The sequence below is a fragment of the Tsuneonella sp. CC-YZS046 genome (genome assembly GCF_035581365.1).
In the GTDB taxonomy this organism is placed as follows: domain Bacteria; phylum Pseudomonadota; class Alphaproteobacteria; order Sphingomonadales; family Sphingomonadaceae; genus JAWKXU01.
On the sequence record NZ_CP141590.1, the window covers coordinates 301,567 to 315,619 of the forward strand.

Consider the following 14,053-nt stretch of genomic DNA (forward strand, 5'->3'; position numbering starts at 1 on the left):
CTTCATCGCCGATAAATTGCCGCTTTACCGATCCTGGGGCGGGACAACGCACGGCATGAGCGATATGAGCAACCTGAATTTCCGGACTTCCGCGCCGGCTGCGATCCCGGGCGACGTCGCGCCGCATGTCGCGGCCCAGGCTGGCGTCGGCGACAATGCGAAATTGCCGATCGGCGTAGTGCTGGAGATTGCCGGCTCGTCGTCGCAGATCGCGCTCGACCTGCATCGCCTGAACGAATGCATCGAAGATGCCGACCCTTCCATCGCGCTGGCCGGGCAGGTCGGCAGCCAGATCAAGATCCGGGTCGGTTCCGGCTGGCTCCTCGCCAGCGTGCGCACCCAGAAGAAGGACGGGCGCAACCAGCAGGGCATCATCGCCAATATCGACTTCCTGGGGGAAGGCGAGGAGGAAAAGCTCACCGGGCGCATCCACAGCTTCCGCCGCGGCGTGACCCGCTATCCCATTCCGGGCGCGCTGGTCTATCCGGCCACCAATGCGGATCTGCGCCAGATCTACGCCAGCGACGGCCGCTCGGCCATCCAGATCGGCACGGTCTATCCCACGTCCGACATCCGCGCCGGGCTGTATATTGACGCCTTGCTGGGCAAGCATTTCGCGCTGCTCGGCTCGACCGGCACGGGCAAGTCCACCAGCGCCGCCCTGATCCTGCACCGCATCTGCGAGGCGGCGCCGGAGGGGCATATCGTGATGATCGACCCGCATGGCGAATATGCTTCGGCCTTCCGCAGCAACGGGATGATCCTGGACGTTTCCAACCTGCAGATGCCCTATTGGCTGATGAACTTCGAGGAACATTGCGAAGTCTTCCTGACCAGCAGCGGCAATGCGCGGCAGGAGGATGCGGATATTCTCGCCAAGTGCCTGCTCCAGGCGCGCATGAAGAACCGGCTCGCCGAAGGGCTGGGCAAGCTGACGGTGGATTCGCCGATTCCCTATCTCCTTTCGGACCTGACCAACATCATCCAGAACGAGATGGGGAAGCTGGACAAGGCGACGTCCAGCGCACCCTATATGCGGATCAAGACCAAGATCGACGAATTGAGGGCCGATCCCCGCTACCAGTTCATGTTCTCCGGCATGCTGGTGGGAGACACGATGGCGGAGTTCATCTCGAAGATCTTCCGCATGCCGGGCAACGGCAGGCCGATTTCCATAATCGACGTGTCCGGGGTGCCTTCGGACATCACCTCGACCGTGGTGGCCGTGCTCAGCCGCCTGGTGTTCGACTTCGCGATCTGGGGCCGCGACGAGAAGCTGCGCCCGGTGCTGCTGGTGTGCGAAGAGGCGCACCGCTATGTGCCGAACGAGAAGAACGCGGACGGTTCCTCGGTCGGCCGCATCCTGTCGCGCATCGCCAAGGAAGGCCGCAAATACGGGATCTCGCTGGGTCTCATCACGCAGCGCCCGTCGGACCTTGCCGAAGGCGTGCTTTCCCAGTGCGGCACGATCATTTCGATGCGCCTCAACAACGACCGCGACCAGAGCTTCGTGAAGGCGGCCATGCCGGAAGGCGCGCGCGGCTTCCTCGATTCCATTCCGGCGCTGCGCAATCGCGAATGCATCGTCTGCGGCGAAGGTGTGTCGATCCCGATCCGTGTGTCCTTCGACAATCTGGAGGAAGTCCGCCGCCCTGCCTCGGAAGACCCGTCCTTCGCGGATCTGTGGCGGACGACGGGTGGTGAGGAAGAGGCGGTGGATCGCATCGTCCGCCGCTGGCGCGCGCAGGGGAAGTAAGCGCGAGAATAGCCCGCCCCGGTGATTGAGGCCAAACCAACCGGAACCGAAAGGTTCCGCAAGGCCGACCGGCCGCCGCGCCGCATGGCGCGCAAGCCAAGGCTGCGGATGCAGCCGCCGGCGCCTGAGGCGAAACGAACCACAACCAAAGGTTCCGCAAGGCCGACCGGCCGCCGCGCCGCATGGCGCGCAAGCCAAGGCTGCGGATGCAGCCGCCGGCGCTTGAGGCAAAACCAACCGGAACCGCAGGTTCCGCAAGGCCGACCGGCCGCCGCGCCGTATGGCGCGCAAGCCAAGGCTGTGGATGCAGCCGCCGGCGTTTGAGGCCAAAACAAACTACGTTCCCCGCGTATCTCCATACAGGTGGATATGCAGCCGGTCGCTCATCCGGAAACCGTGCCGCAGGCACAGCTCCGCCAGCCATTTCTCGCGCTCGCGCAGGGTCGCGCTGTCCGTGCCTTCGGGCATCAGGAAGATGCGTTCTGCGGCAATTTTATATTCGCCTTGCAGCGCAAGCACTTCGTCCACGTCCGAGGGCAGCGCGATCACGAATTTGAACCACGCACGCTGGTTCGCGGCCCAATCCCGCAGCCGCTCGGGCGGCAGGGCAAGCTCCGCCGGATTGCCGCTGTGGGCCAGCTTGGGGCTGACGTTGTATTGCTGGATCAGCGGGTCGAGCGCGGCGGGCGGCTCCACCGTGCCGTTGGTTTCGACTTCCACCCGGATGCCGGGCAGGCGGGCCAGCAGGCGGGCAAGGGCAGGGGCCTGCAGCAGCGGTTCCCCGCCGGTGATTACCAGCCGGGGCTGGCCGAGCGCGGCGATCCGCGCGGCCGTATCGTCTTCAGATAATGTGACCTGGTTGGTGGCGCGATCATGGGTGATGCCGTCGCGATGCGGGCGGTTGTCGCCGGTGAAATGCCAGGTGTAGGCGGTGTCGCACCACAGGCAGGCGAGATTGCAGCGCGACAGGCGGATGAAGGTGCAGGGCAGCCCGGCCGATGGGCCTTCGCCCTGCAACGAGGCGAAGATTTCCGGCTCGCCGGGTGCGGTGGTGGCGAGGGTCAGCGGCATGAAAACCGACCGGGGGTTGACACAGTTGACACTGTCCAGAGAGAAAATCTCAAACTCGCCCGCGAACGGCAGGAAGCGCGGATAATCGAGGGTTGGCGAGCGGTCATGCCATCGCTTTTGTCACTTCGGGCAAGTGTAGGAAAGCCATTCCTCTTCAAGCCCGCCGGGCGTGGTGCAGGTGCTTTCCACCAGTCCGTTCGGGCCCAGCGAATTGCGGAAATCTTATCCCAGCCGCGCCAGCGCCGCCGCCAGCCGTTCCGCCTCCGCCGCATGATGGGCATGATCGGCGCGGGCCTTCTCCACCGCCTCGGGCTTGGCCTTCTCGACGAAGGCGGGGTTGGACAGGCGACCTTCCAGCGACTTCGCTTCCTTCTGCGAAGCGGCTAGCGCCCTTTCGAGGCGGGCCTTTTCCGCCTCGATGTCGATCACGCCCTCCAGCGGGACGGCGAAGGTGTCCTCGCCCACGCCGATCTGCATCGCCGCGCCTGCGGGGGCGGCGGCGAAATGGATGGCGGACAGGCGCGCGAGCCGGTCGATCGCCGCGCCATTGCGGGCGATTACACCCTGCGCATTGGCGCTTGGCGTTTCCAGATAGGCTTCCAGCTTCGCGCCGGGGGCAATGCCGAGTTCGTTCTTCGCGGCGCGCAGATTGCCGATCAGCCCGATCAGCCATTCCACTTCCGCCTTGGCGGCGGCATCCACCGTTGCGGCGGGTTCCGGCCATCTGGCGGTAATCAGCGGATAATCCGCCCGCGCGCCCATCTTGCTCCACAGCTCCTCGGTGACGAAGGGCATGAAGGGATGCAGCATGACCAGGATCTGATCGAGCACCCAGCCCGCGACGGCCCTGGTTTCCTCATCGAACGATCCCTTGATAAGCTCGATATACCAGTCGCAGAATGTGTCCCAGACGAAGTGATAGATCGCGTTGGCGGCCGCATCGAAGCGCAGGTCGGCCATTGCCTTGTCCAGTTCGGCCAGGGTTTCCACCACTTCGCCGACGATCCACTTGTTGACCGCGAGAGTGGCTGCGGGCGCGGCGAGCGAGGCGCTCGCGCCGATGCCGTTGGCCTGGCAGAAGCGGGCAGCGTTCCACAGCTTGGTGGCGAAGTTGCGGTATCCCTCGACCCGCTTCTCGTCCATCTTCACGTCGCGGCCCTGGCTTTCCATCGCCGCCATGAAGAAGCGCAGCGCATCCGCGCCATATTTGTCGATCAGCCCCAGCGGATCGACCACATTGCCCTTGGACTTGGACATCTTCTGCCCGTCCGCCGCGCGGACCAGCCCGTGCAGATACAGCCGCTTCCACGGCACCTCGCCCATGAAATGCATCCCCTGCATCGCCATGCGCGCATCCCAGAAGAACAGGATGTCGAAGCCGGAGACCAGCACATCGTTGGGATAGTGCTTCTGGAGCAGGTCGGTGTTCTCTGGCCAGCCCAGCGTGGCGAAGGGCCACAGCGCGGAGGAGAACCAGGTGTCGAGGACGTCGGGGTCGCGGGTAAGAACGGGTTCGTCATCCCCGTGCAAACGGGGACCCAGTTGCGGCGTTGCAGCGGGATTCCCGCCTTCGCGGGAATGACGGGAAAGGGCCAGGGCCCGCGCCTCTTCCTCGGTTTCCGCGACGAAGACGCTGCCGTCATCGGCATACCACGCCGGAATCCGGTGCCCCCACCACAATTGCCGTGACACGCACCAGGGCTGGATGTTTTCCATCCAGTTGAAGAAGGTCTTTTCCCAGCTCTTCGGCACTATTTCGATCGCGCCGGAGCGAACCGCTTCCATGGGTGCGACGGCCAGCTTCTCGGCATCGACATACCACTGGTCGGTCAGCCAGGGTTCGATCACCACGCCGCCGCGATCGCCGAACGGCGTCTGGATCGTGCGCGGTTCGGCATCAAGTTCGACCGGCTCGCCATTCTTGCCCTTGGTTACATGCGGGACGAGGAAGCCGGCGGCCTTCATGTCGGCGACGATCATCTCGCGCACGACGAAGCGGTCGAGGCCGAGGTATTTCTCGGGCACCAGCCCGTCGGCCGTCTGCACCACCTTCGCTTCGGCATCGAACATGTTGAGCATGTCGGCCGGCCTGATCCCGGCGCGCTTGCCGACCTCGAAGTCGTTGAAATCGTGCCCCGGCGTGATCTTCACCGCGCCGCTGCCCAGTTCGGGGTCGGCGTGTTCGTCCGCCATCACCTTGAACCGGCGGCCGGTGATCGGCTGCAGGATTTCCTTGCCGATCACGCTTTTGTAGCGCGGATCGTCGGCATTCACCGCCACCGCCATATCGGCCAGCATGGTTTCCGGGCGGGTGGTGGCGACCACGATATGATCCGCGCCACTATCCAGCCTGACGCCGTCCGCCAGCGGATAGCGGAAGTGCCAGAAGCCGCCCTTGATCTCCTGCGTTTCCACCTCGAGGTCGGAAATCGCGGTCTTGAGCTTGGGGTCCCAGTTGACCAGCCGCTTGTCGCGATAGATCAGCCCCTGATTGTAGAGATCGACGAAGACCTTGACCACCGCGCGGGTGAAATGCGGGTCCATGGTGAACTGCTCACGGCTCCAGTCCATCGAGCAGCCCAGGCGGCGCAGCTGGCGCGTGATGGTGCCGCCGGATTCGCGCTTCCATTCCCACACCTTCTCGACGAACTGCTCGCGGGTGTAGTTGGTGCGCTTGTCCTGCGCTGCTTCCAGCTGGCGCTCGACCACCATCTGGGTCGCGATTCCGGCATGGTCGGTGCCCACCACCCACAGCGCGTCCTTGCCCTTGAGCCGCTCATGCCGGATCAAAATGTCCTGCAGAGTGTTGTCCAAGGCGTGGCCGATGTGGAGAGAGCCTGTGACATTCGGGGGCGGATTGACGATGGTGAACGGAACGGCATCGCCGCGTTCCGGGCGGAACAGGCCGTTATCTTCCCAATGGGCGTACCACTTCGCCTCGATTGCGGAAGGATCGAAAGTCTTGTCTAGCTCTGTGCTCATATGGTCCCGGCCTTTGCCAGCGCGGGCAATGCCGCGCAAGCGCTCCGATCATCGGTGGGGAGCAACGCCTTGCCGTTGCCTCATTTTCCCCTCATAGCTGCCCGGGATGCGTGAGTGGGCCGATTTTTCGATAGAAGAAGGGGAAGCGGGCGGCGCCCGGCTGGTCCTGCACGGCCCGCTCGTAGTCTCGTCGGTGGGGCCGCTGGACCAGCGGCTGCGCGCGATGAGCGAATCCCTCGCCGTCGTCGACATCTCGCAAACCACGCTGATCGACACTGTCGGCGCCTGGCTGGCCTGGCGGGTGGCGCGCGATCATGGCGCGGAAATCGCGGGGGCAAGCGACGAGGCCAGCCGGCTGATCGAGGAAGTGCGGTCCAACGCCAGCAGCGCGCCGATTGCGCCGCCGCGCGAGGTGTTGTGGCGGCGGGTGCCCGAAACGGTTGGCGAAACGGTGGTCGACTGGGGCCGGGGCGTCGTTCGCCTGGTCGGCTTCCTGGGCGCGATCCTCATCGCTTTCGGGGGCTTGATTCGCCATCCGTCGCGCTTTCCGATGCGCTCGCTGGTGCGCCAGATGGAGCTGGTGGGCGTCAATTCGCTCGGCATCATCGGGTTGATGAGCTTCCTGATCGGCATCGTGATCGCGCAGCAGGGCGCGGTGCAGCTTCGCCAGTTCGGCGCGGAGATCTACACGATCAACCTGACCGGCCGCCTTACCCTGCGCGAGCTTGGGGTGCTGATGACCTCGATCATGGTCGCGGGCCGGTCCGGCTCCGCCTTCGCCGCGCAGATCGGCACCATGAAGCTGACCGAGGAAGTGGACGCGATGCGCACTATCGGCGTCTCGCCGATCGAGGCGCTGGTGGTTCCGCGCGTTCTCGCGGCCGTGCTGATGATGCCGCTGCTGGGCTTCTTCTCCGCGGTCATCGCGATCATCGGCGGCGCGTTCCTCGCGGATGTGGCGCTGGATATTCCCTTCTTCACCTTCCTCACCCGGATCCAGGAAGTGGTGCCGATGCACGACGTATGGGTCGGGCTGGTGAAGGCGCCGGTATTCGGCCTGATCGTGGCGCTGGCGGGGTGCTATCAGGGGATGCAGGTCACCGCCAATGCGGAGGAAGTGGGCCTGCGCACCACCATGGCGGTGGTGCAGGCGATCTTCATGGTGATCGTGCTCGATGCCTTCTTCGCGGTGTTCTTTACCGAGCTGGGCTGGGACTGAGGCGATGGACGAAACGATCGCCGCGGCCCGCGACGAAGAGTCGCTCGGCGGCCAGTTCAAGGGGGACTATCCCATCGTGGTCGAAGGGCTCACCAACCGTTTCGGCAGTCAGGTGGTGCATGAGAATCTCTCGCTCAAGGTCAGGCGGGGGGAGATATTGGGCATTGTCGGCGGGTCCGGCAGCGGCAAGTCGGTGCTGATGCGCTCGATCATCGGGCTGCAGGTGCCCGAGGCAGGCCATATCGAGGTGCTGGGCCGCTCGATGACCGATGCCGAGCCGGAGGATGAAGCGGGCGTGCGCTCGCGCTGGGGCGTGCTGTTCCAGGGCGGGGCGCTGTTCTCGACCCTGACCGTGGCCGAGAACGTGGAGGTGCCGCTCAAGCAGTTCTATCCGGAAGTCTGCGACGAGTTCCGCCACGAGATCGCGCGCTACAAGGTGCGGCTGTCCGGGCTGCCGGAGGAGGCGACCAGCAAATATCCCGCCGAATTGTCCGGCGGCATGAGGAAGCGCGCCGGGCTTGCCCGCGCTCTGGCGCTCGATCCGGAGCTGCTGTTCCTGGACGAGCCGACCGCCGGGCTCGATCCGATCGGGGCGGCCGGCTTCGACCGCCTGACCCGCGAGCTGACCGATACGCTGGGCCTGACCGTGTTCCTGATTACCCACGATCTCGATACCCTGCACGAGATCTGCGACCGTGTGGCCGTGCTGGCCGACAAGCGGGTGATCGCGGTGGGGACCATTCCGGAACTGCTTGCCAGCGACCATCCCTGGATACAGGAATATTTCAACGGGCCGCGAGGGCGGGCGGCCCAGCAATCGCAGCAACGCGCCAAGGCGATGGACAATGCCGGTGCGACGGGGGATATCGAATAGCCATGGAAACGCGCGCCAATCATATCTGGGTGGGGGCGGTCACGCTGGTGCTGCTCGCGGCGCTGGCCGCATTCGTCATCTGGATCGCCCGTCTCAACGCCGGCGAACAGAACGAATATGACATCTTCTTCAAGCAGTCCGTCGATGGACTGGCGAAGGGTTCGGAAGTCACTTTCTCCGGCGTGCCGGCAGGCCAGGTTCGCACCATCGACCTGTGGGAGAAAGACCCGGAATTCGTCCGGGTGCGGATCAAGATCAATGAATCCGTTCCAATCCTGCAGGGCACCACCGCCACTATCCAGGGTTCCTTCACCGGCGTGTCCAAGATCCAGCTCGATGGCGCCACGCGCGGCGCGCCGCCGATCACGGAGCTGGGGCCGGAAGGGGTGCCGGTGATACCCACCAAGCCGGGCGGGCTGGGCGAGATATTGTCGAACGCGCCGCTGCTGCTGGAACGGCTCGCGACGCTGACCGAACGGCTGACGCTGGTGCTGTCGGACAAGAACCAGAAATCCATCGAGGGTATCCTCGCCAATACCGACCGCATGACCAGCAATCTCGCCGACGCCTCGCCCAAGGTGGAGCAGACCCTGGCGGAGCTGCAGGCCACCTTGCGGCAGGCCACCTACAGCCTCGCGGCCTTCGAGAAGGTGCTGGGGTCCACCGATCAGCTGCTGAATCAGGAAGGCAATTCGCTGGCCGCCCAGCTGCGGGATACGCTCGCCTCGGCGAAGGGCGCTGCCGATGCGCTGGAGAAGACGCTGAAGGAAGCCGAACCGGCGACCCAGCAATTGTCGCGCAGCACCTTGCCCGCCGCTGAGGCGACGCTGCAGGATCTGCGCGCCACCAGCAAGGCGCTGCGCAACGTCACCGAACAGATAGAGAGCAAGGGCGCCGGCAGCCTGCTGAAAGGGCAGAAGCTGCCGGATTACAAACCATGAGCAAAGCAATGGAACAGTGCAGACGAGGGGCGGAGCCGATGCCGAATGCAACGAGGGCCAATTGGGCGCGGCTGATGGCGCTGCCGCTGGCGCTGGGCCTTTCGGGCTGCCTGAGCCTTTCCGGCGACGTGCCCGACAGCTTGCTGGAACTGACGCCGCAAAGGGCGGTTCAGGCCGGAACGGCGCGGTCGGGCAATCTGGCGCAGGCCATTGCCGTGGTCGATCTGGAAACCCCGGCGAAGCTCGATGTGCTCAGGGTGCCGGTGCAGAGCAACGCTACGGAAATCACCTATCTCAAGGATGCGGTGTGGGTGGAAAAGCCCGCGCGGCAGTTTTCGCGCCTGCTGGCGGAAACGATCCGCGCGGGCGGAACGCGGCTGGTGCTGGACGCGACCGAGGGCCGGTTCCAGGCCTCCACCCGCCTCACGGGGCAATTGCTGGATCTGGGCTATGACGCGGCCAGCCAGTCCGTGATCGTGCGCTACGATGCGGTGCTGACCCGGTCGGACGGATCGATCTCCAATCGCCGCTTCGAAAGCAGGGTGCCGGGCATTTCGGCCGAGGCCGGCGCGGTAGGGCCGGCGCTGAACCAGGCGGCGAACGATGTCGCCGCCCAGGTGGCGGACTGGGTGGGTTAGGCCCGGGCCAATTCCGCGAAGCGCAGGGCGTTGGCGAAATCGCGCAGGCGCTTCGCCCGGCGTTCCTGCGCCAGGCTGTCCCAGCCCCATTGTTCCGCCTGCCAATCCTCCTCCAGATTGGCCACTGCCCAGAGCGCTTCCGCGTTCGCATCGGGTTCGAGCGCGGCCAGAGCGATGGATAGCGACGCGGATAGCGATGCCAGGGTGGCCAGCGCGGCCAGGGCGAAATCGTCCTGCCCTTGCAGCACGTCCCGCAGGCGTTCGAGGCTGGCTTCGGGCTGCGGGCGATGGACGATGCCGCTCACCCGCTCCAGCCGGATCGCATGGCGGGCCTCGGTCTTTTCCAGCAGCGGCTCCCACAGCTGCTGCTGGCGCTTGAACAGCGGTTCGTCCGGGTCGGCCCGATAGCAGAGCGTATCGGTTTCGGCATAGCGCAGCAGATCCTTCACCGTGCGGATGCGGTCTGCGGCCGCCACGTCGATAGCGTAATCGGCAAGGTCGCGCAGCAGGAAGGTGGCGGGGTCGATCTCGTCGCCCTGTTCCGCCCATTCCCGGGCCAGTTCATCGGCAAGCGCCCGCGAGCGGACGACCTGCGCCTTGCCGGCCGCCGTCTTCACCTTGCGGCCGTCCAGCGCGACCTGCCATCCGCCATCGGCCTCGACGGCGATGGCGTGTTTGTAGAAGCGTTTCATGGAACCGGCGTCCTCCAGGCCCGCGCGAGCACTTGCGGCACGATGAAGATGTCGCACAGGCCGATGACAAGCCCGACCCATCCCACGACGCGCGGCAGCGGGATCACGCCGTTGAGCAGCAGAAGCGATGCCAGCACCATGGCCACTCCGCCCAGCCGGAGCGCGGACATCACGATGAAACGGTTGCGTGCGCGGCGCTCGGCCGCTTCCCGGCTTTCGTTCATGGCAGCAGGGCGACCAGATCGGCCGGGGTCCGCGCGATGGCCGCCGCGCCCGCTTTGCGCAGTTCCTCGGTGGTGTGATAGCCCCAGGCGACGCCGATCGCGCGCACGCCCGCGGCCCGCGCCATCTCTATGTCGAAGGCGGTGTCGCCGATCATCACGCTGTCCCGGGAAAGCGCGCCAGCCTCTTCCAGCGCGGCGATCAGCATGGCGGGATGCGGCTTGGACGGATGGCGGTCCGCTGTCTGGAGAGTGAGGAAATGCTGCGACAGACCGTGCTCGGCCAGGCAGTGAAAGAGTCCGCGATCGGATTTGCCGGTGGCCACGCCCAGCAGCCATCCGGCGCCGCGCAGCTGATCGAGCATATCGGCGATGCCGGGAAACAGCGGCTCGGCCAGCCGCCCTTCCGCCCGCGCGGCGCGGAAGGCCCCCTTGTAGGCTTCCGCCGCCGCCATTTGCCGGTCGTGGTCCGCTTCCGGCGCCAGGAAGCGTATCGCCTGGGGGAGGCTGAGGCCGACGATGCGCCGGATGTCGTGCCGGTCCGGCGCGGTGAGGCCCACCGCTGCGAAGGCAAGCTCCATCGCGGCGCAGATGTCCGCCTGGCCATCGACCAATGTTCCATCGCAATCGAATACGGCAAGGCGCAAGGTCATGGTTCGGGTATCAGCTCCTGGTTTTCCTGGGGCCGGGCTTGCCCGGTTTCGCGGCGATCTTGCCCGGACGCTTGCCCGCTGGCTTGCGCGCCGCCGGGGCGTCCGCGCGCTTGCGCCGCTCCCCCCGCCGCTCCTTGCGGTATTGCTTGGCGTGGGCGCGGGCGGCCTGCTTCTTCTGCTCGCGCGAGGGCGGCGGCGGGCCTTCCTGCGGCGCGGCGTCGCTTTGCGCCGGATCGAACCCAAGCTGGGCCATGCTGGCCGCGAAATGATCCGGCAATTCGGCGGTGACGTCCAGCGGAGCGCCGTCCGGATGGTCGATAATCAGGCGCCGGGCATGGAGATGCAGCTTGCGGCTGATGCTGCCGGTGAGGAAGGCGTCCTGCCCGCCGTATTTGCCGTCGCCGACGATGGGGTGGCCGATCGCGGCCATATGCACGCGCAGCTGGTGGGTGCGGCCGGTCAGCGGCTGCAATTCCACCCAGGCCGCGCGATTCCCCGCCCGGTCCACCACGCGATAGCGCGTCCGGGCGGACTGGCCGTTCACCTCGTCCACATACATCTTCTCGCCGCCGGTGCCGGGCTGCTTGGCGATCGGCGCTTCTATGGTGCCTTCGGCGATGTCCGGGACGCCCACCACCAGCGCCCAGTAGATCTTCCTGGCGGAACGGCCGGAGAAGCGCTTGGAGAAGAAGGCGGCGCTGCCCGGCGTGCGGGCGATCAGCAGCACGCCGCTGGTATCCTTGTCGAGCCGGTGGACGAGGCGCGGCCGAGGCCCGCCCTCCTTCTCGCCAGCTATGATGAAAGCATCGAGCAGCCCATCGACATGATCGTGGGTCTTGGTGCCGCCCTGCGTGGCGAGGCCGGGGGGCTTGTTGAGCACGATGGCGGCGCGGTCTTGCGTGATGACCATCGCGTCGGCCCGGGCCACTTCCTCCTCGCTCAGTTCGCGGCGCTGCTTGATCCCGCGCTGGGCGGGGGCTTCGCCACCGGGCGGGACGCGCAGAACCTGCCCGGTTTCCAGCCGGTCGTCCGGCTTGGCGCGCTTGCCGTCCACCCGGATCTGGCCGGTGCGCGCCCAGCGCGAGACCGTGGCGAAGCCGACTTGCGGCAGATGGCGCTTGAACCAGCGGTCCAGCCGGATACCGTCATCATCCGCGCCGACCGTGAACTGGCGGACCCGATCGTCCTGAGCCTGCCGGAGAGTCATCCCGCCACCCGCATCGCGATCAGCCCGAGATAAAGCGCGGTCAAACCCGCGAACAGCGAGATTGCGGCATAGGAGATCGCCAGGGCGGGCTGCCCCCGCTCGATCAGCAGCATCATCTCCAGGCTGAAAGCGGAAAAGGTGGTGAAACCGCCCAGCAGGCCCACGCCCACCAGCAGCCGCAGGGTTTCCCCCTGCTGCCCATAGCGGGCCAGTGCGCCTGCGAGCAAGCCCATCGCAAGGCTGCCGATCACGTTCACCGCCAGGGTCGCCCAGGGAAAGGCCGTCATCGTGGCCGGTCCGAAGATATGGGTGAGCAAGCGCCCCGTCTGGTAACGCAGCAGGGAACCGACTGCGCCGCCGAGCGCGACGTAGCAGGATGCGGTGAAGGGTGAGGGCATGGTCATCCCGCCGCTTTAGCCGGGTGCGATCCGCAACGCCAAGGGGTTGTGAAGGCCGGGCGCCTCGGCCAGCATATTCCTTGCCCGGCGGTGGGGTCCGGGCAGGTTCGATTGTCCCAAACTGTCTCTCCAAATTCCCGGTTTGGCGGTATCGTGCCCGGCAATTTCCGGAGATTTCCCAGAGATTTTTATGCCGGAATCGCGGTGGGGTGTCGATATTCCGAAGAATAATCGTGACCGGGCGGGCGGCTAGGGCGATGCGCGCCGAGCAAAGCCTTGCCATCGGCGCGTGATTCCGCTAGTCGCCGGGCAATGGAGGCCGATCCTCATTGGATTCGGCACATTTTCCGTTGGACAGGATAAGGCGTTCCCACCGGCGTGGGCCTTCGCCCATAGCTTTCGAGGTAGTGGAATTTATGCAGATTATCGTTCGCGACAACAATGTTGATCAGGCTCTTCGCGCGCTCAAGAAGAAGCTGCAGCGCGAGGGCGTGTATCGCGAAATGAAGCTGCGCCGCCACTACGAAAAGCCGAGCGAAAAGCGCGCCCGCGAAAAGGCCGCTGCCGTGCGCCGCGCCCGCAAGCTGGAGCGCAAGCGGGTGGAACGCGACGGCGGCAAGTAAGCCGTTCCATGGCGAGTGCGGCCCCCGGTTCTCGAACGGGATGCGCCCTTCGCCAAGGACTGGCTTGAACGCCACGCTTTGTTGAGCCAAGAGGGCGCGGATTCGTTTTCCGCGCCCTTTTGCATTTTCGGGCCGGCCCGGCGGGCCAACCCTTGAAGGATTGCCAGATGACCGAAGTGACACGCGTACCCATCCTGCCCATCAAGAAAGGCTCGCTGCCCAAGCTCTGGCTCGGGGTGGCCGCCGCCGCGCTGGCCGGGGCCGGATTGGCCTGGGCCGCCGTGCCCGAGGGTGTCCGGGTGGAGCAGATCGCGGCTGGCACGGGCGGCAGCCCCGCCATCGACGACGTCGTTCTGGTCAATTATGTCGGCAAGCTCAAGGATGGCACCGTGTTCGACCAGGCGCAGGGCGCGCCGCTGCCGCTGGGGCAGATGATCCCCGGCTTCGCCGAAGGGCTGACCAAGGCGCAGAAGGGCGGCAAGTATCGCATCGATATTCCGTCCGACAAGGGATATGGGGCCGAGGAGAAGCGCAATCCGCAGACCGGGGAAGTCGCGATTCCGGCCAATAGCGATCTGGTGTTCGAGGTCGAATTGCTCGATTTCATTTCCAACGCGGATTTCCAGCAGATGCAGCAGATGCGCCAGGCGATGGAACAGGCGAGCCGTCAGGGCCAGGGCGGCCAGGGTGGCGCACCGGCTCCGCTTCCGCTTCCGGGCCAGCCGGAACAGTAATCGCGCGTCGAAAGACGCGTTGCGACATTCAGTTACGAGAGGGC

Annotated in this window: 14 protein-coding genes; 7 read left to right on the forward strand and 7 right to left on the reverse strand. The window is 65.8% G+C overall.

The features are described 5' to 3' along the window. Positions 1 to 55 precede the first annotated feature (55 nt). Positions 56 to 1,756, forward strand: coding sequence for an ATP-binding protein (locus tag U8326_RS01505; RefSeq protein ID WP_324741916.1), 1,701 nt, complete (start codon positions 56 to 58; stop codon positions 1,754 to 1,756). A gap of 336 nt (positions 1,757 to 2,092) precedes the next feature. On the opposite strand, the gene U8326_RS01510 is transcribed toward U8326_RS01505, so the two are convergent. Together U8326_RS01510 and U8326_RS01515 are read right to left on the reverse strand one after the other, a co-directional pair. Beyond that, complete coding sequence (locus tag U8326_RS01510) at positions 2,093 to 2,827, reverse strand: 7-carboxy-7-deazaguanine synthase QueE (RefSeq protein ID WP_324741917.1); 735 nt, start codon at positions 2,825 to 2,827, stop codon at positions 2,093 to 2,095. 222 nt (positions 2,828 to 3,049) lie between these two features. Then, positions 3,050 to 5,809, reverse strand: coding sequence for a valine--tRNA ligase (locus U8326_RS01515; RefSeq protein WP_324741919.1), 2,760 nt, complete (start codon positions 5,807 to 5,809; stop codon positions 3,050 to 3,052). Between the two features lie 106 nt (positions 5,810 to 5,915). On the opposite strand from U8326_RS01515, the gene U8326_RS01520 reads away from it, so the two are divergent. The 4 genes from U8326_RS01520 to U8326_RS01535 are packed head-to-tail and all read left to right on the forward strand — an operon-like array spanning position 5,916 to position 9,481. After that, the gene (locus tag U8326_RS01520) at positions 5,916 to 7,028 is read left to right on the forward strand and encodes an ABC transporter permease (RefSeq protein WP_324741920.1); all 1,113 of its coding nucleotides are present in this window, start codon (positions 5,916 to 5,918) and stop codon (positions 7,026 to 7,028) included. A 4-nt stretch (positions 7,029 to 7,032) separates the two neighbouring features. Beyond that, positions 7,033 to 7,902: an ABC transporter ATP-binding protein gene (locus U8326_RS01525; RefSeq protein ID WP_324741921.1), complete on the forward strand. Its 870-nt coding sequence runs from the start codon at positions 7,033 to 7,035 to the stop codon at positions 7,900 to 7,902. 2 nt (positions 7,903 to 7,904) lie between these two features. Next, on the forward strand, positions 7,905 to 8,843 hold the full coding sequence (locus U8326_RS01530) for an MlaD family protein (protein WP_324741922.1): 939 nt from the start codon (positions 7,905 to 7,907) through the stop codon (positions 8,841 to 8,843). Positions 8,844 to 8,881: 38 nt separating this feature from the next. Then, positions 8,882 to 9,481 (forward strand): ABC-type transport auxiliary lipoprotein family protein, encoded by a 600-nt coding sequence (locus U8326_RS01535; protein WP_324741924.1) that lies wholly within the window; start codon positions 8,882 to 8,884, stop codon positions 9,479 to 9,481. On the opposite strand, the gene U8326_RS01540 is transcribed toward U8326_RS01535, so the two are convergent. From U8326_RS01540 to crcB, 5 genes are read right to left on the reverse strand one after another with little or no spacing between them, the layout of a single operon-like run. Next, positions 9,478 to 10,173 carry an ATP12 family chaperone protein gene (locus U8326_RS01540; RefSeq protein WP_324741925.1) on the reverse strand — a complete coding sequence of 232 codons (696 nt, stop codon included), beginning with the start codon at positions 10,171 to 10,173 and terminating at the stop codon, positions 9,478 to 9,480. The genes U8326_RS01535 and U8326_RS01540 overlap by 4 nt on opposite strands. Continuing rightward, entirely contained in the window at positions 10,170 to 10,397 is a 228-nt protein-coding gene (locus U8326_RS01545) for a hypothetical protein (RefSeq protein WP_324741926.1), read from the reverse strand. Before U8326_RS01545 ends, U8326_RS01540 begins: the two co-directional genes overlap by 4 nt. Next, the gene (locus U8326_RS01550; protein ID WP_324741927.1) at positions 10,394 to 11,047 is read right to left on the reverse strand and encodes an HAD-IA family hydrolase; all 654 of its coding nucleotides are present in this window, start codon (positions 11,045 to 11,047) and stop codon (positions 10,394 to 10,396) included. Before U8326_RS01550 ends, U8326_RS01545 begins: the two co-directional genes overlap by 4 nt. Positions 11,048 to 11,057: 10 nt before the next feature. Then, positions 11,058 to 12,254 (reverse strand): RluA family pseudouridine synthase, encoded by a 1,197-nt coding sequence (locus U8326_RS01555; protein ID WP_324741928.1) that lies wholly within the window; start codon positions 12,252 to 12,254, stop codon positions 11,058 to 11,060. Beyond that, positions 12,251 to 12,658 carry a fluoride efflux transporter CrcB gene (gene crcB / locus U8326_RS01560; protein WP_324741929.1) on the reverse strand — a complete coding sequence of 136 codons (408 nt, stop codon included), beginning with the start codon at positions 12,656 to 12,658 and terminating at the stop codon, positions 12,251 to 12,253. Before crcB ends, U8326_RS01555 begins: the two co-directional genes overlap by 4 nt. A gap of 410 nt (positions 12,659 to 13,068) precedes the next feature. On the opposite strand from crcB, the gene rpsU reads away from it, so the two are divergent. Both rpsU and U8326_RS01570 read left to right on the forward strand, forming a co-directional pair. Further along, positions 13,069 to 13,275: a 30S ribosomal protein S21 gene (gene rpsU, locus U8326_RS01565; protein ID WP_057883948.1), complete on the forward strand. Its 207-nt coding sequence runs from the start codon at positions 13,069 to 13,071 to the stop codon at positions 13,273 to 13,275. Between the two features lie 167 nt (positions 13,276 to 13,442). Further along, positions 13,443 to 14,009: an FKBP-type peptidyl-prolyl cis-trans isomerase gene (locus U8326_RS01570; protein ID WP_324741931.1), complete on the forward strand. Its 567-nt coding sequence runs from the start codon at positions 13,443 to 13,445 to the stop codon at positions 14,007 to 14,009. Positions 14,010 to 14,053: the final 44 nt, after the last annotated feature.

Coding starts and splice junctions, on each gene's coding strand:
- U8326_RS01505 (WP_324741916.1), top strand. CDS start 56: ATGAGCGATATGAGCAACCTGAATTTCCGGACTTCCGCGCCGGCTGCG.
- U8326_RS01545 (WP_324741926.1), bottom strand. CDS start 10,397: ATGAACGAAAGCCGGGAAGCGGCCGAGCGCCGCGCACGCAACCGTTTC.
- U8326_RS01525 (WP_324741921.1), top strand. CDS start 7,033: ATGGACGAAACGATCGCCGCGGCCCGCGACGAAGAGTCGCTCGGCGGC.
- U8326_RS01570 (WP_324741931.1), top strand. CDS start 13,443: ATGACCGAAGTGACACGCGTACCCATCCTGCCCATCAAGAAAGGCTCG.
- rpsU (WP_057883948.1), top strand. CDS start 13,069: ATGCAGATTATCGTTCGCGACAACAATGTTGATCAGGCTCTTCGCGCG.
- U8326_RS01515 (WP_324741919.1), bottom strand. CDS start 5,809: ATGAGCACAGAGCTAGACAAGACTTTCGATCCTTCCGCAATCGAGGCG.
- U8326_RS01540 (WP_324741925.1), bottom strand. CDS start 10,173: ATGAAACGCTTCTACAAACACGCCATCGCCGTCGAGGCCGATGGCGGA.
- U8326_RS01555 (WP_324741928.1), bottom strand. CDS start 12,254: ATGACTCTCCGGCAGGCTCAGGACGATCGGGTCCGCCAGTTCACGGTC.
- crcB (WP_324741929.1), bottom strand. CDS start 12,658: ATGACCATGCCCTCACCCTTCACCGCATCCTGCTACGTCGCGCTCGGC.
- U8326_RS01530 (WP_324741922.1), top strand. CDS start 7,905: ATGGAAACGCGCGCCAATCATATCTGGGTGGGGGCGGTCACGCTGGTG.
- U8326_RS01550 (WP_324741927.1), bottom strand. CDS start 11,047: ATGACCTTGCGCCTTGCCGTATTCGATTGCGATGGAACATTGGTCGAT.
- U8326_RS01510 (WP_324741917.1), bottom strand. CDS start 2,827: ATGCCGCTGACCCTCGCCACCACCGCACCCGGCGAGCCGGAAATCTTC.
- U8326_RS01535 (WP_324741924.1), top strand. CDS start 8,882: ATGCCGAATGCAACGAGGGCCAATTGGGCGCGGCTGATGGCGCTGCCG.
- U8326_RS01520 (WP_324741920.1), top strand. CDS start 5,916: ATGCGTGAGTGGGCCGATTTTTCGATAGAAGAAGGGGAAGCGGGCGGC.